This is a genomic window from Sulfobacillus thermotolerans, from assembly GCF_039623705.1.
In the GTDB taxonomy this organism is placed as follows: domain Bacteria; phylum Bacillota; class Sulfobacillia; order Sulfobacillales; family Sulfobacillaceae; genus Sulfobacillus; species Sulfobacillus thermotolerans.
Genome location: NZ_CP133983.1, coordinates 2,181,865 through 2,204,802, shown reverse-complemented (window position 1 = coordinate 2,204,802; position 22,938 = coordinate 2,181,865). Strand labels below are relative to the sequence as shown.

At 52.3% G+C, this 22,938-nt stretch carries 21 protein-coding genes; 10 read left to right on the top strand and 11 right to left on the bottom strand.

The genetic code is table 11. The features are described 5' to 3' along the window. Positions 1 to 138 precede the first annotated feature (138 nt). On the top strand, positions 139 to 414 hold the full coding sequence (gene rpsT, locus ORD20_RS11415) for a 30S ribosomal protein S20 (protein WP_103374316.1): 276 nt from the start codon (positions 139 to 141) through the stop codon (positions 412 to 414). A 60-nt stretch (positions 415 to 474) separates the two neighbouring features. Here the strand turns inward: rpsT and holA are convergent, their stop codons facing one another. Beyond that, positions 475 to 1,443 carry a DNA polymerase III subunit delta gene (holA, locus tag ORD20_RS11410; RefSeq protein WP_103374317.1) on the bottom strand — a complete coding sequence of 323 codons (969 nt, stop codon included), beginning with the start codon at positions 1,441 to 1,443 and terminating at the stop codon, positions 475 to 477. A gap of 107 nt (positions 1,444 to 1,550) precedes the next feature. Between holA and ORD20_RS11405 the strand changes: the two genes are divergently transcribed. Genes ORD20_RS11405 through ORD20_RS11395 form a run of 3 tightly spaced genes read left to right on the top strand, consistent with a single transcriptional unit; the run spans position 1,551 to position 5,230 of the window. After that, positions 1,551 to 3,371 (top strand): spore germination protein, encoded by a 1,821-nt coding sequence (locus ORD20_RS11405; RefSeq protein WP_103374318.1) that lies wholly within the window; start codon positions 1,551 to 1,553, stop codon positions 3,369 to 3,371. Next, positions 3,364 to 4,047: a hypothetical protein gene (locus ORD20_RS11400; RefSeq protein ID WP_430626190.1), complete on the top strand. Its 684-nt coding sequence runs from the start codon at positions 3,364 to 3,366 to the stop codon at positions 4,045 to 4,047. Before ORD20_RS11405 ends, ORD20_RS11400 begins: the two co-directional genes overlap by 8 nt. Before the next feature lie 16 nt (positions 4,048 to 4,063). Continuing rightward, positions 4,064 to 5,230 (top strand): GerAB/ArcD/ProY family transporter, encoded by a 1,167-nt coding sequence (locus tag ORD20_RS11395; RefSeq protein ID WP_103374320.1) that lies wholly within the window; start codon positions 4,064 to 4,066, stop codon positions 5,228 to 5,230. Here the strand turns inward: ORD20_RS11395 and ORD20_RS11390 are convergent. Further along, positions 5,211 to 6,485, bottom strand: a complete 1,275-nt coding sequence (locus ORD20_RS11390) for a sensor histidine kinase (RefSeq protein WP_103374321.1) — start codon at positions 6,483 to 6,485, stop codon at positions 5,211 to 5,213. The genes ORD20_RS11395 and ORD20_RS11390 overlap by 20 nt on opposite strands. A gap of 227 nt (positions 6,486 to 6,712) precedes the next feature. Between ORD20_RS11390 and ORD20_RS11385 the strand changes: the two genes are divergently transcribed. Further along, positions 6,713 to 7,114: an Hsp20/alpha crystallin family protein gene (locus tag ORD20_RS11385; RefSeq protein ID WP_103374322.1), complete on the top strand. Its 402-nt coding sequence runs from the start codon at positions 6,713 to 6,715 to the stop codon at positions 7,112 to 7,114. Positions 7,115 to 7,150: 36 nt separating this feature from the next. Here the strand turns inward: ORD20_RS11385 and ORD20_RS11380 are convergent, their stop codons facing one another. Both ORD20_RS11380 and leuS read right to left on the bottom strand, forming a co-directional pair. Next, on the bottom strand, positions 7,151 to 7,414 hold the full coding sequence (locus ORD20_RS11380; protein ID WP_103374323.1) for a hypothetical protein: 264 nt from the start codon (positions 7,412 to 7,414) through the stop codon (positions 7,151 to 7,153). Then, positions 7,411 to 9,888 (bottom strand): leucine--tRNA ligase, encoded by a 2,478-nt coding sequence (gene leuS / locus ORD20_RS11375; protein WP_242968266.1) that lies wholly within the window; start codon positions 9,886 to 9,888, stop codon positions 7,411 to 7,413. Before leuS ends, ORD20_RS11380 begins: the two co-directional genes overlap by 4 nt. A 390-nt stretch (positions 9,889 to 10,278) precedes the next feature. Between leuS and ORD20_RS11370 the strand changes: the two genes are divergently transcribed. Both ORD20_RS11370 and ORD20_RS11365 read left to right on the top strand, forming a co-directional pair. Beyond that, positions 10,279 to 10,512: a hypothetical protein gene (locus ORD20_RS11370; RefSeq protein WP_430626189.1), complete on the top strand. Its 234-nt coding sequence runs from the start codon at positions 10,279 to 10,281 to the stop codon at positions 10,510 to 10,512. 61 nt (positions 10,513 to 10,573) lie between these two features. Next, positions 10,574 to 11,461 carry a GAF domain-containing protein gene (locus ORD20_RS11365; RefSeq protein WP_430626188.1) on the top strand — a complete coding sequence of 296 codons (888 nt, stop codon included), beginning with the start codon at positions 10,574 to 10,576 and terminating at the stop codon, positions 11,459 to 11,461. Here ORD20_RS11365 and ORD20_RS11360 read toward each other — a convergent pair. Then, positions 11,399 to 13,156: a chloride channel protein gene (locus ORD20_RS11360; protein WP_430626715.1), complete on the bottom strand. Its 1,758-nt coding sequence runs from the start codon at positions 13,154 to 13,156 to the stop codon at positions 11,399 to 11,401. The genes ORD20_RS11365 and ORD20_RS11360 overlap by 63 nt on opposite strands. Positions 13,157 to 13,179: 23 nt before the next feature. Then, positions 13,180 to 13,896 (bottom strand): SDR family NAD(P)-dependent oxidoreductase, encoded by a 717-nt coding sequence (locus ORD20_RS11355; RefSeq protein WP_103374326.1) that lies wholly within the window; start codon positions 13,894 to 13,896, stop codon positions 13,180 to 13,182. Positions 13,897 to 13,992: 96 nt separating this feature from the next. Here ORD20_RS11355 and ORD20_RS11350 point away from each other — a divergent pair, with 96 nt between their 5' ends. From ORD20_RS11350 to ORD20_RS11340, 3 genes are all read left to right on the top strand, one after another. Beyond that, positions 13,993 to 15,897, top strand: coding sequence for a DUF255 domain-containing protein (locus tag ORD20_RS11350; RefSeq protein ID WP_430626187.1), 1,905 nt, complete (start codon positions 13,993 to 13,995; stop codon positions 15,895 to 15,897). 473 nt (positions 15,898 to 16,370) lie between these two features. After that, positions 16,371 to 18,302, top strand: coding sequence for a GAF domain-containing protein (locus ORD20_RS11345; protein ID WP_430626186.1), 1,932 nt, complete (start codon positions 16,371 to 16,373; stop codon positions 18,300 to 18,302). Next, positions 18,278 to 18,628 (top strand): GGDEF domain-containing protein, encoded by a 351-nt coding sequence (locus ORD20_RS11340; RefSeq protein WP_430626185.1) that lies wholly within the window; start codon positions 18,278 to 18,280, stop codon positions 18,626 to 18,628. Before ORD20_RS11345 ends, ORD20_RS11340 begins: the two co-directional genes overlap by 25 nt. Here ORD20_RS11340 and ORD20_RS11335 read toward each other — a convergent pair. The 5 genes from ORD20_RS11335 to ORD20_RS11315 all read right to left on the bottom strand — a co-directional run bounded on the left by ORD20_RS11335 (position 18,625) and on the right by ORD20_RS11315 (position 22,826). Then, positions 18,625 to 20,451, bottom strand: coding sequence for an APC family permease (locus tag ORD20_RS11335; protein WP_103374329.1), 1,827 nt, complete (start codon positions 20,449 to 20,451; stop codon positions 18,625 to 18,627). The genes ORD20_RS11340 and ORD20_RS11335 overlap by 4 nt on opposite strands. A gap of 52 nt (positions 20,452 to 20,503) precedes the next feature. Next, positions 20,504 to 21,493 (bottom strand): hypothetical protein, encoded by a 990-nt coding sequence (locus ORD20_RS11330; protein WP_103374330.1) that lies wholly within the window; start codon positions 21,491 to 21,493, stop codon positions 20,504 to 20,506. A gap of 65 nt (positions 21,494 to 21,558) precedes the next feature. Next, positions 21,559 to 21,876, bottom strand: a complete 318-nt coding sequence (gene rsfS, locus ORD20_RS11325) for a ribosome silencing factor (protein WP_255398085.1) — start codon at positions 21,874 to 21,876, stop codon at positions 21,559 to 21,561. 67 nt (positions 21,877 to 21,943) lie between these two features. Next, entirely contained in the window at positions 21,944 to 22,498 is a 555-nt protein-coding gene (yqeK, locus tag ORD20_RS11320; protein ID WP_103374332.1) for a bis(5'-nucleosyl)-tetraphosphatase (symmetrical) YqeK, read from the bottom strand. 70 nt (positions 22,499 to 22,568) lie between these two features. Continuing rightward, on the bottom strand, positions 22,569 to 22,826 hold the full coding sequence (locus ORD20_RS11315) for an RNA recognition motif domain-containing protein (RefSeq protein WP_103374333.1): 258 nt from the start codon (positions 22,824 to 22,826) through the stop codon (positions 22,569 to 22,571). Positions 22,827 to 22,938 lie beyond the last annotated feature (112 nt).

The window sequence follows — 22,938 nt, the reverse complement described above, 5'->3', positions numbered from 1 at the left end:
GTAAATCATGGAGAAATAGACCAGCTTTGGGAAAAATTGCTGGGAAATCCGCGTGAAAAAGTTTTCGCGCTCGACCTGCCATGCTCGCTTTACCCCATGTCAAGGCCATGCTATAATCAAACGTCAGGAGGTATAGGCGTGGCTAATATTAAGTCTGCGAAAAAGCGCATTAAGCAAACCCAGGTGCGCACGCTCCGCAACAAGATCCGAAAGACGATGGTTCGAACGGCGGTGCGTCGATTTGAGGATGCTTTAAATCGCAATGATTTAGAAGCGGCCCAGTTGGCATTGCGTTTCTGCTATGGCCGATTGGACCGAGCGGCCCAAAAGGGTGCGATTCATCGCAACACAGCCGCACGCAAGAAATCACGGCTGGCACATCGATTGAATAAGGTTCGTCAGGCATCCGCCTAATATGGGAAAAACCCCGTCGGTTCGGGGTTTTTTTCTTCCCTCGCCAGAAGGTCTTGTTTTTCACCGTGCCAGCAAAGCCAGATAGCTTAATAGCCACGATTCCGCGTCACCATAACCCGATTTCAACGCGCGGTCAATAAACGCGGCCCGTTCTAAAAACTTTTCAATCTCTTGGCGCGTCCAGTACTGGCTATATTGCCACAATTTTTTGGCCGGAAATTCCTTAAGCCCTTCTTGGCGAGCAAATTCCCCGACCCCCTGCCCCTTTTGCTTGGCGCTCAGCACGTGGTTGAGTTGAATCAATTGGCGCACTGCCACAATAAAGAGCAACAAAGGCGCCTTGCCCTCTTTCAACAACTCCTGAGCCTGCTTGATAATCAACCCGGTTTGACGCTGTACCAGCGGGTCCGTCAGACGCCATAATTGGGTGTCATGGGGCAACGGTGGGACAAATGCGGTAATAGCCCCTTCGTCCCATGTTCGCGATGGATCATAGAGCGCCATCTTATCGAGTTCATAGATCACCTGTTGAGCACCGCGTGTTAGCATCTCTGCTAGCAAATCCATAGCATCCGAAGTCACACGTAGATGGCGCTTCTTGGCTTCTTGCGCGACAAAGCGACGAAAAACTGCCGGAGCCAAGGGTTTCAATTCAATCGTTGCTTGCGGGCCAAATATCTTCGCTGTCTGCACCGATGGCTTCTTATCCCAGATCACTAGCAACACATCCGGATCGGCCGAACGCCGATACGCTTCCAGTTGGGCATCGCGCTTCGCCCAAGTCCCGTCCCTGACGACGACCATGCGGCGCGTACTGAAAAACCCGTTCGTGCGAAGGGCCAAATCCACTTCTGTCCATTGGGTCACCCCCTCCAGCACCACATAGCCCTCCGCATAAGCCTCACCCAAAAACCACTGGCGCGCCTTATCGAGCCACCGCTTTGCCCAAAATTCTAAGTCTCCTGTCAGATAATAGCTTTGGCCCATGCTCCCATGTTCAACGAGGGCCAGTCCTTCAAGGATGTCCACCGTCTTGACCTTCTTCCTTGCATAAAGGCTCTCAATAGTGGCCACATTGTACCAGAGAAGCGCAGCACAGGAAAACACCAGGAAATTTCTTTAGGAGGATCTCTGCCATGTGGCCCTTTTCGACTCGCCATTCCCGCCCAGGTCCTAAGACATCCCCCAACCAGAAACCTGTGGTGAAAAACCATCTAGGGGGAGCCCCCCGTAAGCCGTTTCCTGCCGAAACGCTGATGGAGACCATGAAGACCGCCCAAGAGAGCCTAGAAGGAATCTCCGGAGTCGATATCGGCTTGGTCCAGGATCTCATTACGGAGACCAAAACCTTTAGCAAGCAGCTGGAGACCTTGGTTCACACCGTCAGGCAAAGCCATGGAGCGACGCAATCGGTGGATATTTATAATGGCAGCGTAGAAGATGCCTATAACTACTTAAAAAATACCGTTGGCCAGTCCCCGGACATCAATATTCGGCGTTTTGTACTCGGACGCACCCAGCAGATTCCGGCCGTGTTGGTCTTTAATGATGGGTTGGCGGATAATCAGATGATCGATCAAGATACCATTGCCTTAATGCAGCGGTATGAAGATGCGGAATCGCTCAACATGTCCGGGTCGGCGATTCATCAGTTCGTCCATGACTCCATTGTTGCGGTCGGCCATGCGACAGCTGAAAACAAATGGTCTAAGCTGCTGCCGAAAGTGATGGGCGGCAATACCTTAGTCTTTATTCAAGGCGCCGCATCCGTCCTGGTGCTGGATACCGTTAAGTATCCTGCGCGCGGCATTGAGCGACCCGAAACCGAGCGCGCCGTAAAGGGTCCCCAAGAATCGTTTAATGAGGTTGTCTTGACTCAAATGAATCTCATTCGTCGTCGTATTAAGAGTCCCAAACTGCATTTTGACAAGCTTACGATTGGCAGACTGACGCACACCATGGTGATTATTGCCCATATTGAAGGCCTCACAAATCCAGAACTGGTCATGGCCGTAAAACGGCGTCTGCGCGCAGCTAAAGTCGATTCCTTGCAATATTCGAGCACGTTAGGGTCATTTCTATCCACCCACCCAATGTCGCTCTTCCCGCAAGTCCGCTCGACGGAACGAGTGGATATCATTGTCCGTGACCTGCTGCAAGGCAAAGTCTCGATTTTGGTGGACAATACGCCATTTGCTTTAGCCGTGCCATCAACTTTTATGGATTTTTATCAAACCACCGACGATTACACCGTCAGTTTTTGGACCGCTAGCATGGAACGGCTTGTACGGTTGTTCGGATTGTTCGTCGGCCTTCTTCTCCCCCCACTCTATGTCGCATTTGTGTCGGTAGACCCCAACTTGCTGCCGCTGAAACTGATTATGACCATTGCCGGTTCGCGTGAAGATATTCCTTTTCCGCCATTATTGGAAGTCCTCATCATGTGGGTCATTATTGAAGTGCTGCGCGAGGCTGCCATCCGCCTGCCCAAAGGGATGTCAACCACCTTGGGCACGGTCGGGGCCATTGTCGTAGGGACGGCAATTGTTAACGCCGGAATCGTCGACAATTTAATGATTGTTATTATCACCCTGACCGCACTAGGGCTTTTTACCTCCCCCGTTTATGAAATGGCGACCCCTTGGCGCATTTTGTTTTGGGTTTTGGTCTTTGCATCCTATATATTCGGCCTTTATGGCATCGTTCTCATCCTTCTTATTATTATTACCCATCTCGTCAGCCTCGAGAATTTCGGCGTGCCCTATCTATCTCCCTTTGGTCCAATTCGAATTCGCGACCTGAAAGACACATGGATCAAATTTCCTCCATCAATGCTTGCTAAACGGCCTACGTATTTGCGTACGCTCGATTTGCGCAAATGGCGCAAGCATATTCCCCATCCGATGAAAAGTCCCCAACTTTATAGTACGCAACAAGAAAGGTTAGACGATGAATAAGATCTTGCGCGTAACCGTACGGGTTATGGCCATTCTCGGATTGTTAGTAAGTTTGTCAGGTTGTTGGACCAATCGGCCTGTGGATGAACGCGACCTTGTTTCCACCCTGGGCTTGGAAAACGGTCCACCCAAAGCCCCGCTGAAAATGATCTTCGAATTCCCCACACCGGCCGCGTTGCTAGACTATGCCGCTCACAAAGGCATTTCCGCCAAAGAACATCCGGTTTCAGACATCATTGGCGAGGGACAAACGCTCCCTCAATGCTTTAATCAAGGGCAAGGCCAAGTCTCTCACGATTTGTATTTGGGACAAATTCAACTCGTCGAAGTAGCCCAGAAATTGAATCCCGCCATATTCCATGAAACGCTGTTGGAACTCACGCGAGTCGGTGAAATGGACCTCACGCCATACATTTTCGTGTCGCCCGATCCTCTTAAGGAGGTAATGCAAGCAGAAACCGATCAGGCCCAATTTCCCACCTTGTTTTACTCGTCGCTGTTCAACTGTGCGCATTGCCAAACTATTAATTTAGGCGTCAAATTGTGGCAGTTCGGCGCAGACGCTGCCACCCCGGGAATCGATCCCCATTTGCCCTATGTCAACCAAGAGTACCCCAAGGTGGCCGTCAGCGTCAAAGTCAACATGCATGTGTATAAGCTGGGCAATATCAAGTAGGAGAAAGAAGGCCTTTATGCATAACGCCAATAATCGGTTGCCTCGGATTTCAGGATTGCAATTTGGTACCATGGTGACAGCAGGTTACATGGCCATGGGCGTCTTTTATTTCCCGCGTGAACTTGTAACCTCGGCCGGTCGCGACGGCATTTGGGGATTATGGTTAGATGGACTGGTCACGTTCATTCTCATGGCCCTGAGCTTCAAAATGAGTCGCCTCGTCCCCAATGAAACCTTCGGCCAATTTTCATCACAAATCTTATCGAAGCCCGTAGGCTTTCTGGTTGGACTTTTTACCATTGCCTACCACATGTTATTGGCCATTGTTATGGTTGTTCAATTTACTTGGTTAATGGACAATGATTTTTTGCCGGGCATTCCCACCTGGGCAATTAAATCTTCTTTAATGATTGCCAGTGTGTATATGGCGTGGTTCGGTGCCGCAGCCCTTGGACGCGTATTGCAAACGGGCTACATTCCCATGGTCGTTTTGTCTATGGCCACGATTGGCCTAGCCGGGACATTAATCCGGCATCCCATCTTGTTGCTCCCCCCCGGCAATATTCAATTATTGCCGTTATTGCAAGGAAGCTACCGCCAATATTTTATTTTCATTGGCTTTGAAGTCAGTATTACGCTCTACCCTTTCATGCGCCAAGAGGAGCGACAAGCTGGGGAGCGGTATGCGTATGGTGGGCTGGTGGTCATGATGTTGATTCTCACAGCTATGTATGAGGTGTGCATGGCCACGTATGGGCCTGCCTATATTCCACTGCTGCGCTGGCCCATCGTCACACTCATGCGCACGGTTGAAATCTCGGGATTCTTTATTAACAAGTGGGGCAGTCTGGTAATTGTGCTTTGGACGGTGGCCGTGCTTGGATTTATGGCCGTGCGGCTATGGTGTACTGCCCACGACCTGGCCACATTGTTTTTTGTCCATGCAACCAGCGCTTACCCCTACTTATTGCTACCTAGCGCCCTTGTCATCTGGGTTTTAGCCATTTTGGTCCCCAATGCGGCGGTGAGTGATTACATGACGCAGACCTTTTTAATCCCTGGCGGCCTGCTCTATCTCACCCTGACGCCGTTGCTTGTGCTCACAGTCGCTTTTTTTCGCAAAAAGCGCGTGCATCAACTGCGCGTGAGCAGCGAAGATCCGACTACCCCGGGTCTAAAATAGCTTCGTCATTAGGATAAGGGAGGGTTACGGTAATCGCCGTTCCCTGCCCTTTTTCCGTCGTGACCTGCACCACCCCACCATGGCCTTCAGCCAACTGCTTAATAATCAAAAGCCCCAAACCGTGTCCATGCGCCTTCGTCGTACGCCTCTTGACAAACAAGGTCTCCATCACCTCATCGGGCATCCCTGGTCCATTATCGGCAATGACCAGATGCTGTCCGTCCACATCGCGGTGCATGGAGACGGTAATGATCCCAGGCCCAGAAAACGCCTCGACCGCATTTTTCAGGGCGTTAATCAAAATCTGCTCAAGACGGTCCGGGTCCCCAAACACCCGGTCTTGTGCATTAAGATCCACGTGCAGTTCCACGGTATGTTCACGTTTCTCGCCCGCTTGGGCTATCGTCCATGCCTTTTCGACTAACGAAGCGACATGACACCACTGCTTATGCAGCTCCGTACTGCGCGACAAGGACATAAAATCGGCCGTCATCCGCGACAAACGGTCCACTTCCGCCATGGCGCGGTCGAGATAGTCGCGAACTGGCCCCGGTGGCAGCTGCATTTGAGCCAGCTCGATGTAGCCGCTAAGCGCTGACAAGGGATTACGCACCTCATGCATCATCGCAGAAGCAAATTGCACCGAAATGCGATCGTTATCAATGATGGGGACGGGAATCGCTTCCAACATGACCCAAGGGTAATGGGCATGGACCCGAATCTCAAATCCCTCCCGCGCCAATGCGAAGAGCGTCCGGTGTCCCCGCCGCATCGCCACGTGCCATGGTGGTAGCCAGTCAACGGCATTCCAATAGGCATTGGCCGTCTCTAGACCTAAAACATTCCGAGCCACCGCATTGACTAAGATAAAATGACCATTTTCGGCCACAGCAAGGCCTGTCTCTAAAAAATCTCCAGCCAACCCGGATAAATTGTCAGAGGCCCACACTAAATAGCCCTCGATCGACCCTGTCAGGGAGTGAACGGGTTGACTCTGCAAAAGCACTTCCACACCCGAGAAGAGTTTTACCGACGCAAACGCCTTCGCTGTACGACTTCTTCCAATTAGCGCTAACAATCCCTTGCGTGTGTCTTGACTGAGATCTAGCCAGTCCGCCAAGCGATTTTTCCAAATAATTTCTTTGGTGGTCGAGACAAAAATCAAGGGCACAGGTAGATTTTCCAAAACCTCCTTGCGCACCATAAAATCATTGGTCAGATGAATATGAGGCAAAATATGAAAAGTATGCGGCACGCTGAGGCATCTCCCGTCGTCAAGCAATCACGATGCAAAAGGCATCTCTATGGTATTGGTGTTATACGACAGTTCTTGGCAAATCTCCTGCCCGTTTGGGCAAGATTTTGACGAATTCTGTTAGGATCGCGCGATATCAAGCCATAAAAATTCTGCCATTTCATGTAAACGGTAAGCCTGCAAGATATTTTACGCCAGAGGACATACTATGCGCGGAGGTGACGCTTATGCTTATGCGTTGGGATCCCACTGATGTGGATCATTTCCGTGAAAATATGTCACGGATGTGGAGTCAAGTGCGAGACGACTGGAACTTGGACAACACGCGGCCGCGAACCCATTTGCATCAAATTGAAAATGGCTACATGGCCGAGTTTGAGTTGCCCGGTGTAAACCCCGATAATGTCAATATTGAGGTGGATGACCAATCCATCAGCGTTAAGGGGACATTCCCCGCCTCGCCGCTCGAGAATGACAAGCGTGCAGGCGAAGAGTTTCACGCAGTCATTGGATTTCCTACAGAAGTCGATCCCGAAACCGCCCAAGCTGATTATACCTATGGCCTCTTGCGGGTCACTGTGTATAAGGCCACGGGACGGCGTAAACGGATCAGCATTAACGCTCACTAATCCACAACCAACAAAATAGAAGGCCCTGTGGGCCTTCTATTCTTTCGGGGGCTTTTTATTCCGTGCCGAAAAAATTCCGGCCATCACTCCAATGAGCACCCCACCGATAGCTGGCTGCCATACGCCGCGTGGTGGCCCTACCCACAATATCGTGGATACTTCCGCCACAAGAGCCCCTAAAGCGGCCACGATCATGACCCACCCCATCGGTACCGGCCCTGTTGGTCGTCTGGCACGCACCACTATCGCGCCGACGATGGCCGAAGTGGCGGCGATAATGAGCGCTAGGGCCGTTCTCACCGGATCACCACGTTGACAAGCCTCCCCGGTATGGCAATGACCTTCACCAGGCTGTGACCCGCCACGAGCTCTTGAATTTTTTCGTCTTCCAGCGCCAGGTGTGAAAGCGTATCGGCATCCGCTGCGGTGGGCACCGTCATCCGACTCCGGACTTTGCCATTGATTTGCAACGCAATCGTGACCACATCATCCTTTAGCCAACGCTCCTCATACGTCGGCCACGCTGCCCAATGCACGCTTGATTCATGCCCTAAGGACTCCCACAACTCTTCGGCCAAATGAGGAGCGAAGGGTGCCAACAACCGCACAAGCACATCGAGCGCCTCGATCTGGGCCTGAGTCGGCACCATCTCTAAATCCTGATATAGGGTATTGGTCAATTCCATCAGCGTGCTAATGGCAGTATTAAATGCACGGCGGTCGCGGACATCCTCCGTAATCTTCTTAACGGCTCGGTGTACGGCCTTATTAATCTTTTCCTCCGACTGCTGCACCACATCCGGCGATACGGGTTGTTGGACCCTGGAGCGCACCACCAAGCGATAGACCCGCTGCAAAAAGCGGTAAGCACCCTCCACCCCTTGATGCGACCATTCAAAGTCCTTATCTGGCGGAGCCGCAAAGAGCATAAACACACGCGTGGCATCGGTTCCCCACTCTTGCATGATGTTCTCGGGGCTCAGGGTATTGCCCTTGGATTTCGACATTTTGGCGCCGTCATAGACGACCATGCCTTGGGCTAAAAGGCGGGAAAACGGCTCCGACACGGGAACTAGCCCTGCGTCATAGAGGACTTTGGTGAAGAACCGCGAGTACAACAAATGCAAGACGGCATGCTCTTTGCCACCAACGTACTCATCGACCGGCATCCAGTACGCCGCATCTTCTGGTCTAAAGGGCTCCTGGGCTTGCGGCGAGGTAAACCGGTAGTAATACCATGACGAGTCCACAAAGGTATCCATCGTATCCGTTTCTCGCCGCGCAGGCTGGTGGCAGATGGGACAGACCGTGTTGACCCAGTCTTCAGCACCTGCCAGAGGCGAGGCACCTTTTCCGGTAAACGTCACGTTTTCGGGCAGCAAGACCGGCAAGTCTTCTTTGGGCACAGGAACTGCTCCGCACGTCGGGCAATGGATAATTGGAATAGGAGCCCCCCAATAGCGCTGGCGCGAGATTAACCAGTCGCGCATGCGGTAACTTACCCGCACGCCCCCTTTGCCCCGGGCGTTGAGCTCCTCCGCAATGCGTTCTTTAGCCTGCTGGTTATCAAGCCCCGTAAATGGCCCGGAATCTACTAAGGTCCCCGGTCCTGTATACGCTTCTTCGGCCATAGTGTCTCTACCGGCCGATGTGATTACGGTTTTAATCGGCAATCCGTATTTTTTCGCAAACAAGAAGTCCCGCTGGTCATGTGCTGGCACTCCCATGACAGCGCCCGTGCCATAATCCCCCAAGACATAGTTGGCAATCCAAATGGGCACTTGCTCCCCTGTCAAGGGATGAATAGCATAAGCTCCAGTAAAAATTCCCCGTTTCTCGGTGTTCTCCGCCGTGCGCTCAATATCGCTGTGAATCCGCTCTTCCGCAATGAACGTCCGCACCTGTTCTTTTTCTGCATAGTCCGCGATCAATGCTTCGACAAGCGGATGTTCTGGGGCAATCACAATGTAGGTCGCCCCAAATAGCGTGTCTGGCCGTGTCGTGAACACCGCAATGGTGTGAGATGACTGCGCCACGTCAAAGACCACTTCCGCTCCAATGCTCTTGCCAATCCAGTTAAATTGCTGGACTTTAATTTCTTGCGGCCAGTCCAGCCCTTCCAAATCGGCTAACAAACGTTCCGCGTAGTCGGTAATGCGAAAATACCACTGCGTTAAATCCCGTTTGACGACAACCGAATCGCATCGCCAACAGAGCCCATCTTCCACCTGTTCATTCGCTAACACGGTTTCACAAGTCGGGCACCAATTAACCGCACCCGCTTTTTGATACGCGAGGTGGCGTTCAAAAAACAACAGAAACAGTTCTTGGGTAAACCGATAATATTCCGGTTCCGACGTTGTCACTTCACGCGACCAATCGAAAGACAAGCCCATTTGCTGCATCTGCTGTTTCATATAGGCTATATTGGCCAAGGTCGAAACCCTAGGAGGTACGCCATTCTTAATCGCTGCATTTTCAGCTGGCATCCCAAATGCATCCCATCCCATGGGGTGTAAAACGTTATATCCCGCCATACGCCGAAAACGTGCAATCACATCTCCCAATGTATAAACCCGCACGTGCCCCATGTGCAAATGGCCTGATGGATATGGAAATTGCTCTAAGCAATAGAACTTCGGCCGGTCCGAAAATTGCGTTTCATACAAACGAGCCTCTTCCCAAGCCTTCTGCCATTTGCTTTCCACCAACCTGACACTGTATCGATCGGGATTGTAAACGGTTTCGGCCGGAGTTTCGTCGGTCTTCATCATCTCGTGTCTCCTCCAATTAAAAAACGCCCCTTATTTCACGTAAGGGACGAGCGTTAACCCGCGGTACCACCCAACTTAGCACAACGATTGTGCTCTCTTTGACCAGCGGTAACGGGCTGAATCCGAGCTCTCCAGAAGCGAGAAGAAAAATAGGAGGGATCGGCTCACACCAACCACCGATTCTCTGGAACCCTGTCTACCTTTCCGGGATCTTCTCTCATAGAGCGTACGCAATATTCTCTCAGAGCAATATTACCGCGAATGGATTGCGAACGCAAACCCTCATACAACCCTAGAGGGAATTATTGGCCATTTAAAGCAGGAGTTTCAGGCGACGGCACGAAACTTATGGACAATGAGCGCTTGGAGGTTGTCTGGAGGGATGAACATTTGAATCAGAAGATGGAGCCGCCCTATCACACGGTTTGGGACCAGTGGTCACAAAGGCGCCAGATAAAGGTGGTCTTTCAGCCCATCGTCTCTCTGCGTACTGGCGCAGTCCTAGCATTTGAAGGACTCAGTCGTCCCCAAAGTGACGGAGGCGAGCCAATCGAGGTTTCAGCACTTATCGCCTCGGCTGAACAGCCTTGGAGGCCCACCATTTTGCCAGCCGGCAGCCTTTAAAGCTCGACCCCAAGAGGTCACGAATTACAATCGCCTCATCAATTCGGAGTCTCCTAGCCTATTGGCGGCTTTGCATAAACGTAAACCCGTGATCTTCCAGCGTGCAGCAAGCCATGCACTCGGACCCTCCCCCCAACACTCCCCCTTGGAATCACAGATCGCCGTGCCTGTTTGCGACAACCTCGGATGCTGGGGCCTTTTACACCTGGGATATTATGAGCCCGATCAAATTCGTCCCGATGTGATCCAACTAGCGGAAGGAGTAGCGTCGCTGTTCGCCTTGGCTCTTGGTTATGCCGAACGTGAAGAATCCTTAGAGGATCAAAGTTTACTCGGAGAACCGCTATTTGAAGCTATTTCTGCCTTGGCCGACACCGCCAATTTAGATCACTTGCTCGCTAAGGCGGTCGCTGCGGCCCTCGCCGTTACGGGCGGCCATGAAGGTTGGATTGGTATTTTACAAGCACAACAGCTGCATTGTGTCACCGCCGATGGCCAACGCTTCGATCTGCCCGCTGCCGATCTGTGGGATCCCAGCACGCAAGATGGCCAAGGACCTGTGGGATTGATAGTTCGCAATCAACAAGCCCTCATTATCCCCAACATTGCCAGTGAGCCCATGCTTAACCCTTGGCTGAATGAAATGCTCGATAGTGGGATTAAATCCGCAGCAGGATTTCCTTTGATGTCGCAAGGAGAACTCCTCGGCATTTTGAAAGTCTATCACAGCCAAATCGGAGGATTCACGCCCGGCCGCATTAGACGCCTGCAGGCTTTAAGCTCTTTAGCGACGGCGCTGATTGAACGCTCCTTAAGCACTCTAGCCAGCGAAGCTCACGCACGTCGCCAAGAGATCATGGCCCGCGGCTTGGCTGCCATGAACACCTTAGATACCCGTGACGACCTCGTTCAACTGCTTGTGGCCACCGTCAGCGATTTTGGCCCCTAGCACAGCCGAAGCATTGTAGGCCTTTAGTACGCTCGCTTGGGTAATCGTTCCTAAAATTTTGTGCGTCGTGCTGTCTTGGACAGGTAGGACGGCCACGTTATATAGCGACAAGTAGCGAATGGCCTCATCGAGCGAAGCATTGCTGGCTATAGGCTTGGGTAGGCGCTGCACAATATCTTGAACCGTCAGATGAGGTTGTTGTTTCTGGATAGCCGCCACAATATCGCGCATGGTCACAATCCCTTCTAGCCCGCTTTGTCGCGTCACAACGGGAAGAAACCCTCGGTTAAGGCGCGTCATTTTTTGCCACGCTTCGGATATTTCGGCACTAGGGCGAATCACAACGTCGCCCAACGGTTCCATTGCCGTTTGCACCGAGATGACCGCCATAGGCCTCACATCATCCCCACGAAGAATTTTAATGCCCCGCCGATGCAATTTGACGGTATACATCGAATCTCGCGTGAAGTACGTGTAAGTCAAAAAACTGATGACTGCGCAAGCCATCACCGGCGCCGTCAAATGATAATCTCCAGTAATTTCCAGCAAGATGGTAATCGCCACAAAAGGGGCTTGCGCGGCAGCGGCAAACAATGCCGCCATGCCCGCAATCGCATAAATAGAGGGGTGAGGCGCCAATTGCGGCGAGATCGCATATAGCAGGTGGCCAAACGCTCCTCCGACCATGCCTCCCAAAAATAGTGACGGAGCAAAGACGCCGCCGGAGCCGCCTGCTCCAATAGTGAGGAGGGTTGCCACAAATTTCGTCACAAACAATACAATTAAGCCACCCCACAATATTTGATTCGTCAGCGCCATGTGCATTGTCGGATAGCCTACCCCTAAAATTTGGGGCACAAAGAGCCCAATGATGCCGACCGCTAATCCTCCAGCCACTGCTTTTAACCAAAAGGGTATGTGGAGGTGGTTAAAAAAATCTTCAGAAAAAGTTAGCCCCTTCGTATAGAGAACGGCGACCAAGGCCATAATCAAGCCCAATCCTATCATAAACAACAGAGCAAAATGATTAATCACGTGATAAGGAGGCGTCTGAAGTACCGCCCGACTACCCATAATCGCGTCGAATATTGTGGTACCCGTAACGGATGCCAGAAAAATGGGCACCACCGCACCCATTTGATAGCTGCCGAGAATGATTTCCAAGCCAAAGAAGCCCCCAGCAATCGGCGCATTAAATGTCGCGCCAATACCAGCGGCCGATCCCGCCGCCAATAGCAGGGTCGTGTACTTTTCCGATAACTTTAACAGCTGCGCCATCGTGGATCCGAACGCCGCTCCAATCAACGCAATCGGCCCTTCACGGCCTACCGAACCCCCACTGCCAATCGTCACGGCCGGCGCAATAATACCAAACAGTCCCACGCGAGGTCGGATTTTTCCGCCGTGAAGCGCCAATGCTTCAAGAATCTGTGGCACGCCATGCCCCTTCACTTCGGGCGCACCGTAGTGAGTAATTAAACTCACCAACACAAGACCCACGGCCGGGCCTAGCACAACCAAACCGAGGTGGCCAGCAGACAGGGTATCGCCTATCAGCAACGTATGCACCACGTGGATCATCCACCGAAAGATAATCGCGCCAACCCCGCCGACTACCCCTGTCACCATCGCCAGACCACTGACGATCCACGGTTCCCACTGAGGCACAAAAAGATGTCCCCGAACATTGTCCACCCGAACCAACTAAAGCCACCTCTTTAGTACCGAATATTAAGACCGCCATCCACCTGTAGGGCTGTGCCGGTAATATACGAAGACGCCTCTGAATCCAACAAAAAACGAATAGCTTGCGCAGCATCACGCGCAGTGCCGAGACGCCCTAAAGCAATTCGCCGGGCCAGCTCGGACGCCACTTGGGGGTTCTGAGCACTCATACCTTCTTGCAGGGCCCCCAACATCACACTGTTGACGCGAATACCGTCCGGCCCCCATTCAGCAGCCAAATGCCGTACAAGCCCGTTTAGGCCGGCTTTAGAAGCGCCATAGGCCGCAGCCGGCCCTGCCGCACTCGACAAGGCCGCATCCACGCTCGATACAAAAACCACGCTGGCCGTAGTTGTCAGAAACGGTTTCAAGACGACGGCCAGCTCAAAAGCCGACCGCAGGTTAACGGCGCAGGTGTAATCCCATTCATACCCGGTTGTCGCCACCGCCGCATCGCTAAAGACCACGCCGGCCAGATGCACAAATCCTTGGACTTGGGCCATGTTTTCTCGCGCCAGTCTTCGCACCAGTTGGTCTGCACCTTGGCCAGCCACCGATAAATCTGCCACAATCCACTCATAGGGATCCGGAACTTGCGGCGGATTGCGGCTAATCCCGAAAATTCGCCAATCATTGACCAACATGGTTCCTAGTTCACGACCAATGCTGCTCGTCAGTCCTGTTACCACGAGCACGGGTTGATTATTCAAACTCGTCTCCTCCCTAAGAGGCATAGTCTCGCCAATCCGGGGCAAAGATTGGTATGATACCCAATGAGTTGTTGATGTCGAGAAAGGATGGAAATCATGGCCGAACCCACTTTCCGTTTTAGTCCACGGCCCAACCGGGCTCACGAAATCCATTGGCAGGAATGGACCCCTGCCACGTTTGAAAAAGCTCGATCCGAAGACAAGCCGGTTTTGCTGTCAATTTCTGCCGTGTGGTGCCACTGGTGTCACACGATGGACGAGACGACCTATTCGGATGCGCAGATTATCGCCCGCATTAATTCTGATTTTATACCAGTTCGCATTGATAATGATCAAAGGCCGGACATTAATCAGCGCTATAACATGGGCGGATGGCCCACCACCGCGTTTCTCACACCCTCGGGGGAAGTGATTACAGGAGGCACATTTGTGGCCCCCGAACAAATGGGTCCCCTTTTGGACCAAGTGATGCAATACTGGCAAGAACATAAAAACGAAATTCGCGATCAGTTGGCAGCCCCTGCGGGGATTAATTTGAATGTGCAAGCGACGGCACCGAACCCGGAATCTGTGACCAAAATAATGGACGCTATCCGTCAGCAATTTGATCGGGCATATGGTGGATTAGGTGTCGCACCCAAATTCCCCCAAGTAGACGTCTGGGATCTCGCCCTTCTCTTCTTTACTGCGACAGGTGATGGGTGGGCCGCAGGCATGGCGGTGCGAACCCTCGATGCCATGGCGGGTTCAGCATTGTTTGATGCCGTCGCTGGCGGATTCTTCCGCTACTCGACAACACGTGAATGGACCATTCCTCACTTCGAAAAAATGCTCGAAGAAAATGCGCAACTAGCACGTCTTTACATGCATGCGTATCAAGTGCTTGGGGACGAGACCTATCGTCAAATTGCAGACCAAGTGCTCAGTTGGGCCAACAAATTTTTGTTGAATATGAATGGCCTTTGGGGCGGCTCCCAAGATGCTGACGAAGAGTACTATCGCCTGCCCCAAGAAGAACGCGACAAGCGCAAGGCGCCCTTTGTCGATCCCGTCGTCCATACGAACTGGAATGCGCAAATGATTTCCGCGCAGCTTTTGGCGGCAGCCCTTATCAATCCCACAGTTTACTCCCCCATTGCGCTGACGGCGTTAGAAGCGCTATGGGATAGAATGTGGGACGATGAGACAGGACTTCACCACTACGAAAATGCTAGCGCGGAACTGCCTGGTCTTCTCACCGATGTTGCCCATTTTCTTAATGCCTGTATCGATGGGTATGAGTTCACAGGAGATACCGTATATCTTGACCGGGCTCGCACATTGATTGCGTACGCTGATACCGTGCTCAAATCGGATGCCAACACGTATTACGATCAGGCTGACACTCCCTCAGCTCCTGGGCGTTTGCAACACCGTCAGCAGCCGGTGAATGAAAACGCCCTGATGGCCAAAGCCTTCTTGCGGCTCGGCGCTATCTTAGATGATGAGGCGTGGACAACACGTGGGCGTAGTCTTATTGCCATGTTTGCGCCGGTAGCAGAAGAACAAGGCGTCTTTGGGGCGCCTGATGGATTGAGGTGTACTATGATTAATCTTCCGGCTCAATTGACAGAAGATGTTCTAGTTCAAGGTCTACGTCATTCGGATTCATGGCTAGCAGCGCTGTTACGCATGGGAGGTGAACGAATGGCTGTAGCCATAGCCTCGGGTGGTCAAGTATTTTCTCTTAATGTTAAAGAATGGATGTCCACTGACTTATTAGGAAGCCGTGAGCAAGGAAGAAAGCTTCGACAGTTATTGGTGGACTCTGTAGAGCAGCAGCAAACCATTCACCTAGATTTTCGGGGAATTGATGTGATGACAAGCGCCTTTGCGGATGAATGCTTTGGCAAGTTATGGGATATCAAGCCTCATCATATCCTCAAGCAAATGATTCGAATATCAGGATTGACTGGCAACAATAAAACCGTCTTTCGTTTTGTGTTACAGCATCGGGACTAAGCGATCTTGCAAGGTGAATTGCCAATCCTTGTTGATGTCGCATGACAGGTCCTGATAGGTGATTGAACGCGTAGCTCGCCATAACCCCGGCGTCAAGAGATTTCTAGAGCTAGTCCTCTCAATTCCTTAATTTATGACTGCACCGTATCTAGCACCAGACGCGGTTCCGACCAACCGCGTCTCTGTGTCATGGGTCCCAACATTGACCCACCGCCTGTGTCGGCTGGTGAACAGGACAGATTTGAGACCACGGGATTAGTTCCTTTCCTTCCTCGTTGGCTCATCATTTCTGACATAATTCGTCCTTGAAAGAAGGCCTACGCCTGTCTATTTTGCTATAGTACCGATATATACGACACTATGGGTCTTGCTGCTGTCCTCCTCGTGCGGATGCTCAGGTGAGTGGTCCCTTCGCCTGGCTACATAGCCGCCGCTGTCGGTCTGTTCTTGCACTCGACCCGAGAGGAGCCCCCATGGGCATTCACCACTTTCATAGGACCCCCTCTTATAAGGTCCGTTTATCACGAAGCTATGTTTGGATATTACTCGTACTCAACAGTCTGGCTGTTGTTCTGTTCGTGTACTTGTCCCATGTCTATTGGAATACAAACGTTGCGACGACTGAGCGCAATCTCGAAGCTCAAGCATCGGGATCAGCCGTGCTCCTTGACAGCAAGCTATCTGCTGACGAGGAATTTTTGCGGCGCGCACGCCAAGCATTGACCACAGACCCCTCATCTTCAGCTAAGCGGCAAGTTCTGACCCTTTTGGTAAATGAACTCGGTGCAGAAAATGCGGCAACAGCAGCGATTGTGAATGCCAACGGGGTTCCCCTTCTACAATCGGGCGTACCAGTCCAGTGGCCGCTTGGGAACAGTGCTCATCTAGGCTCTTGGGCCATCCGGCAATCGGCTTTTTCTACGGGGTCTTTCTTTTTATCTCGGCCTTTCCCCAATTTACGTCAAGACCATCAGCCTTGGGTGTTGGCCGGCATGAGCATTCCCGGGACTCGTCAATACCTCATTATCGCCCGGTCTGCCTTTCTGCCTGTGCTCATAAAGAACTTAACGGCTTCCCCATATGCTGAATTGATGGTGCAACTCGTGCGCCACAACGGCCTGATCCAAGCTCAATCATCGCTTTCACCGAACCAAGGCTCGGCTTGGCAACCGTGGTTAATCCGGAAACTGCATCAGACCCCCGCCCTTACAGCCGCTATGGGCGAAGGCCCTCTCGCCAAAGTTCCCGGATCTCCCCGTGATTTGTGGGCCGCCGCCAAACTGGCCAATTACCCTTTATATGTGGTGGAAGGCATCCCCTTAAAGGCGGTTTTTGCCGACTGGCTCCACACTATGCTCATCGGCCTTATCGCATTTGCCGGGCTTGTTGTCATCTCAGATTCGGCCATTTTGTCTATTATCAGTCGCCTAAACCACGCTCGAGAACGCTATGTGTTTACCCTTCAACTCTATACCGTGCTCTCTGAGGTCAATCGCATCACGAGTACCGCTACTACCGAACCTGACTGTTTGCAGTCTCTCGTTTCAGCGCTTTGCACTCAAGGATTTCATGCCGCCTGGATTGGCGTCGTCGACCCCGACCATATACGCGTCCTGGTAACACAAGGCCCGGGTTCCAAGACCTTGCACACCTTACCGTTTCCAACCAACACCAACGAGGCTGCCTTCCAGTCTTTGGCCGTACGTGCGGTACGCACCCGAGAGGCTGTCTATGAGAATGACTTGGCTACCGCCTTGACCCATCTCGGCTATGCCTCTTTCATCGAAACCTATCACTGGGCCTCTGGCATTTCCATTCCCATCGAGCGTCACCACGGGGTGTGGGGTGTGCTGAGCCTGATTAGCGACAGACCCCATGCGTTTGACCGCCATATCTTGCCATTGGCCAACCAAATTGGACGAGCCTTGCAAGATGCCTTGGAGCGTTTTGACCTGCGCGCCCTGGAGCATGACATACAACGAAAAAACACCCTGGTTTTGACACTGCATCACGTCCTAGGCGCCATTGGGGAAATGGCCTTGCGCACGCTTGACGATGCCACCATTTTGCAACAAATTTGCACACTACTCACTGAGAATGGCGTCTTCGTCGGCGTCAGCATAGGCATCCAAGACCCGCATGGACACCTCACGTTTCCATACCATAGCGGCCGATTGCCGGCCCATCCTACGGCATCGGCGCAGTTAGCATGGGACAGTGGACACTATCAAGTCGATAACGAATACCACGAGACTGCCAGCGCCGATAATAGCGCCAGATCCTCCAAAGCGGACTTTGTCATCTACCGCAGCAAGACACCGTACGCGGTTTTGACCGTGCATCATCAAGAGCCCAATATTATAGTGCTGGAGACTATGTCTTGCAAGTCATTGCACAAAGGCTGAAAAACTGCTTGCGTGGTGAAGATAGAGTCTACCGCTACGGTGGGGACGAGTTTGTCATTTTGATTGAAGCAGCGCTGACGCCGCCCACTATCGACCGGCTCACGGATTGCATCGTGCACCACATCCAAGAGCCGGTGAATTGGAACAATATATCGTTGTCTGTCGGCATTAGTCTTGGGATCGCCATTGACTCCGAGGGCCACAAAGAGCCGCGCAAGCTATTTAAAGAAGCCGATGAGGCCGTTTACCAAGCCAAACAACAAGGGCCTAACCATGTCTGCCTCTTTCACGATGGACCAGGCACCGCTTTTAAAGGCGGCGCCTAGCTTTTCAAGCGATAGGGCATAATCAACACCGAAATGTCCTTGCGGAAAATAAAAGAGGTTTCAAGGGTCAATGCCAGTTGATTGTGCAAAAAATGCTCCCAAACGTGGCTCACTACGAGTTCCGGTAGGATGATCAAGGTTCTCTCACTCGTATTCTGATGCGCGACGAGATCCACATAGCGCACAATCGGACGCACCACGGATCGATACTGTGTCGGTACGACAGCAAGCTTAATGCGCGGATCCGGATCCCACTTTTGCCAACGCTCAGCAAATTGCTGACCCGGCTCAATGCTGCGCACCACATGAAGCGCAATGACCTCATCGGCTAAACTCAACGCATACGACAGCGTGTCAATCGATAGCCGATTGATGCTGTTAATGGGAACTACGGCGACGACACGCATCGGAACCGGTTTGATCGACAAATCGGTGACGCGCAGCTCATCCGCGACCGCACGGTAATGCCGCCGAATGCGGCGCATGCCGACGATCAACAAAGGCAGCACGACCGCCACAATCCAAGCCCCTTCAGTAAATTTGGTCACGAGGGAAACGAGTACAACAATAGCGGTTAAGGTGGCCCCAACACTGCCCATGGCGATGATTAACCAACTTTTAACAGGGGAGATTTGCTTCCGGTTGCGCCAGGTCTTCACAGCTAAACTCAGCATAGCAATCGTGAAGCTCATATAGACGCCAATGGCATAAAGCGGAATCAGGTTGGTGGTATTGCCTTGAAAGATGACAATGAGAAAAATGGCTGTCAAGCCTAAGATAATAATGCCGTTTTGATAGACTAACCGGTCTCCTCGGCTTAAGAACATACGAGGCATCCACTGATCCCGCGCCATAATGCTAGAAAGCAACGGAAAACCCGCAAAACTAGTATTGGCCGCAATCGCCAAAATCGCCATCGTGACAAACGAAAGGCCATAGAAATATACACCGCGTCCAAAAATATCGGCGGCTAATTGCTGCAATACCGTATTATTGGCTGCCGGTACAATATGATACCGATAGGCGATAATGGAGGTACCTAAGAACATGCTCCCTAAGAAAAGGCCCAGCAATAACAACGTCGTTCGTGCGCGACCGGGCGATGGATTGCGGAACACCGGAACTCCATTGGAAATGGCCTCAACCCCAGTTAGCGCAGAAGAGCCGGAGCTAAAGGCTCGGAGAATGACAAATAAGCTCACGGTCCCTAAAGGAGGCGTCACGTAACTATGCCACGTCGGAGCATGCGCTACGGGCTCTACCAAGCCCACAGCCGCCATCACTAGAACCATCACAATGAAGAGATATGTCGGCAGGGCAAACAACTGGGCGGATTCGCGTAATCCGCGCAAATTCACGAGCCCCAATACGGCCACAATGAGGACTGATAGCGTCACCGTCCACGGCGCCAACGATGGAAAGGCCGCCACGACCGCCGCCACGCCAGCGGTCACACTCACTGCCACTGTCAAGGTGTAATCGATAAGCAACGCCGCTCCCGCTAAAAGACTGGCGGTGGGCCCCAAGGTATCACGCCCAATGACGTAGGCACCGCCGCCCTCCGGATAGGCTCGAATGATTTGACGATAGCTAATCACTAAAAACGTTAGCAATAGAGCAATTACGCCCGAGATAGGCAATACGTACCATAATGCCTTAAGACCGGCCCTATCGAGTTCGATTAATATTTCTTGAGTGCCATACGCTACCGAAGAGAGGGCATCGGGCGCCATCACGGCGAGGCCCGCAATAACCCCTACCCGAATGGCTTCCTCTTCACGGTCTTTTAAAGGACGGCCAAACACTTTACGCGCTAATTTCACGCCGTCACCACCCACACACCACAGCGATCAACTTTGTTCAATATTTCACGATCTATCCTAAACGCCCCCGGTTCTTGGTCATACCCATAGGCCGCCCCACTGTAATAGCAATTAACCACAAGACGAGCGGCGCTGTATTAAGATTGTCTCCGATTTCGGGAACAAGGCCCAACCCCTGCCCTGTGAGCCAAATCCACAGCCATAAGACGGAAGCCAACCCAATAAACAGCCAGCGATTGCCATTGCGCCATAGCGCAACGGCAAGTATCAAAAAATATATAGACAGCCCTAAATTATAGACTTCCGGGCTATTATGCGCGATCTGAGCAGCCATGCCAATGACTTTTTGCACCCCGGACACAGGGGAATACGCAAATATTTTTCGGATATCGGGTCCCCACAAACCCGACCACGGGTTCATTTGCACCAGAGCAGCAAGAGCGCAGTAGACCGCGATGATCTGTCGTATCCCGCGAGGCGTCTTCTCCACATGCCAGTGTCTGGGAGGCACGAGAAGGATGGCTGCAATGCCCGCGGCGATCAATCCAGCGCCTGGTGCCCCTGGTACGGCACTGAAAGGCACACCTAACAGATGGCCTAAGGCTTCGGGGATAAGCCAGACTAAAAAAGACCAAATGCCGGCCACCACTAGCGTGATGCGCCCGGCCAAATCCTCTTCTTCGGTGATTAACATCAAGCCCACCAATATCTGCACTAAGATGACCAAGATATTCCACGTAATCGGTTTAGCAGTCCACCATGCCAGAAAAAAATGATAAAAGGCGACCACACGTGGCGGATCGTGGCGGTAGAGCACCTGCCCCAGATGTGCTGGGGAATGGGTCACGACCCAGGGCGGAATCTGCACGATGCCCGATACCAGCCACCACACCGCATACCCTTGCCACAACAGATGGCGGACATACGGCACCGCGGGTTTCTTCACGCGAATGGTAAACAACGCAATAACCTTGGCTCCAATGACAAAAAATAGAAACAGCGCAACATCGATGAGCGTTTGATAATAGTTGACAACAAGCACCCTAAAACCCCCTGACGTTCATCATGTCAGGTATTCCCGCTCCGTGTGCCCCTTATCCATGGGTGTTAGGAAAAAGTCACGATGTCGGCATCGCCCCACAGCCGTTCTAAATCGTAGTAACGCCGCTCTTCTTCTGTAAAGATATGAACCACCACTGCACCATAATCTAAGAGAATCCAGTGGGACTTGTCCCCTCCCACTTTGTGCAGCAGTGAAACGCCTGCCGCTTTCATGGCGTCTTCAATATGTTCCGCTAAGGCCGCCACTTGAATTGTGGTGTGACCAGATACAATCACAAAATAATCGGCCACGAGGGTCACTTCACGCATATCCAGAACGACGACGTGTTCGCCCTTCTTTTCCTCTGCTACGTGAGCGGCCAATGCCGCCCACTCCCGTGATGATTCGGGGATAACGCATTCCTCCCTTACAATATGGAACTTCTCCCGGCTAATCATGCGAATCCGAGAAACTCTTCACGGCCTGGACCATCAAAGGGTGCGGTGTGAGACCCCGTGCTTTTAGGTAGCCCAGCGTTTCCTCTAACATCGCTTGATATCCCAGCGGAATGGATCGCCGCACCGTCTCTTCAATGGATGCACGAGCTGGATAATGACGCCCGGGCTCCACACCATCCGCGACAAACAACGCCTGCCCTAAAAGATCTTGCCCAGGGGCTGCAGTAGTATGATAGCGTATCGCCTCCCACACCGAGGGCGTTCCAATGCCTTCGGCTTGCAGCCACGCGGCGGCAATGGGGCCGTGGAGCAGCACAGGCTCTTGCTGCTCAGCTGGCCCAATAGTCACGCCCAATCGCAATGCTTCCTCAAGCAATGCCGCACGGGACAGCTCACGGGCTAAATCATGAGCATAACCGGCCAAAAAAGCTTGGTCTCGAGGAAATCCTCCGGTGCTTGCCAAATCTTCCATGAGCGCCGCCACCCGCAAGCTATGCTCTTGGCGGTGCCGAGTCAGTTGGGCAAAACGGTCGTGATACGTCGACATAGGTCACCTGCTCACGATGTATCTTCGCAAAAGCAAAGCTGAAGGTTCCCCTCCAGCTTTGTCTCCTTTTTTAATAACGATTTTGACGGGGACGCGCCTCGTTAACAATAATATCACGGCCGCTGAGTTGTGTTCCATTCATTGCCTCAACCGCCCGATCGACATCTTCATCCGCCACTTCGACGAAGCCAAAGCCCCGCGACCGTCCCGTTTCCCGGTCCATAATGATGCGGGCACTAATGACATGAGCATGAGCAGCAAAAGCCTGAGCCAGTTCTTCTTCGGTCGTCGACCACGGCAAATTGCCGATGTACAGCGTTCTCGCCATTATTTGCATCCTCCCTGTCATTCCACAAACGTGCTCCCGAGACCATGCAGAGCCGATCTATTACGCTTGTAAGCCCGTAGTCAACGCCCGGGACGCCACAAATCACGAGCTA

What these genes read in the sequence shown, in the direction of transcription:
- ORD20_RS11345 (WP_430626186.1), top strand. Translation starts at nt 16,371, where the DNA reads ATGGGCATTCACCACTTTCATAGGACCCCCTCTTATAAGGTCCGTTTA.
- ORD20_RS11315 (WP_103374333.1), bottom strand. Translation starts at nt 22,826, where the DNA reads ATGGCGAGAACGCTGTACATCGGCAATTTGCCGTGGTCGACGACCGAA.
- leuS (WP_242968266.1), bottom strand. Translation starts at nt 9,888, where the DNA reads ATGATGAAGACCGACGAAACTCCGGCCGAAACCGTTTACAATCCCGAT.
- ORD20_RS11405 (WP_103374318.1), top strand. Translation starts at nt 1,551, where the DNA reads ATGTGGCCCTTTTCGACTCGCCATTCCCGCCCAGGTCCTAAGACATCC.
- ORD20_RS11400 (WP_430626190.1), top strand. Translation starts at nt 3,364, where the DNA reads ATGAATAAGATCTTGCGCGTAACCGTACGGGTTATGGCCATTCTCGGA.
- ORD20_RS11395 (WP_103374320.1), top strand. Translation starts at nt 4,064, where the DNA reads ATGCATAACGCCAATAATCGGTTGCCTCGGATTTCAGGATTGCAATTT.
- ORD20_RS11385 (WP_103374322.1), top strand. Translation starts at nt 6,713, where the DNA reads ATGCTTATGCGTTGGGATCCCACTGATGTGGATCATTTCCGTGAAAAT.
- ORD20_RS11350 (WP_430626187.1), top strand. Translation starts at nt 13,993, where the DNA reads ATGGCCGAACCCACTTTCCGTTTTAGTCCACGGCCCAACCGGGCTCAC.
- yqeK (WP_103374332.1), bottom strand. Translation starts at nt 22,498, where the DNA reads ATGTCGACGTATCACGACCGTTTTGCCCAACTGACTCGGCACCGCCAA.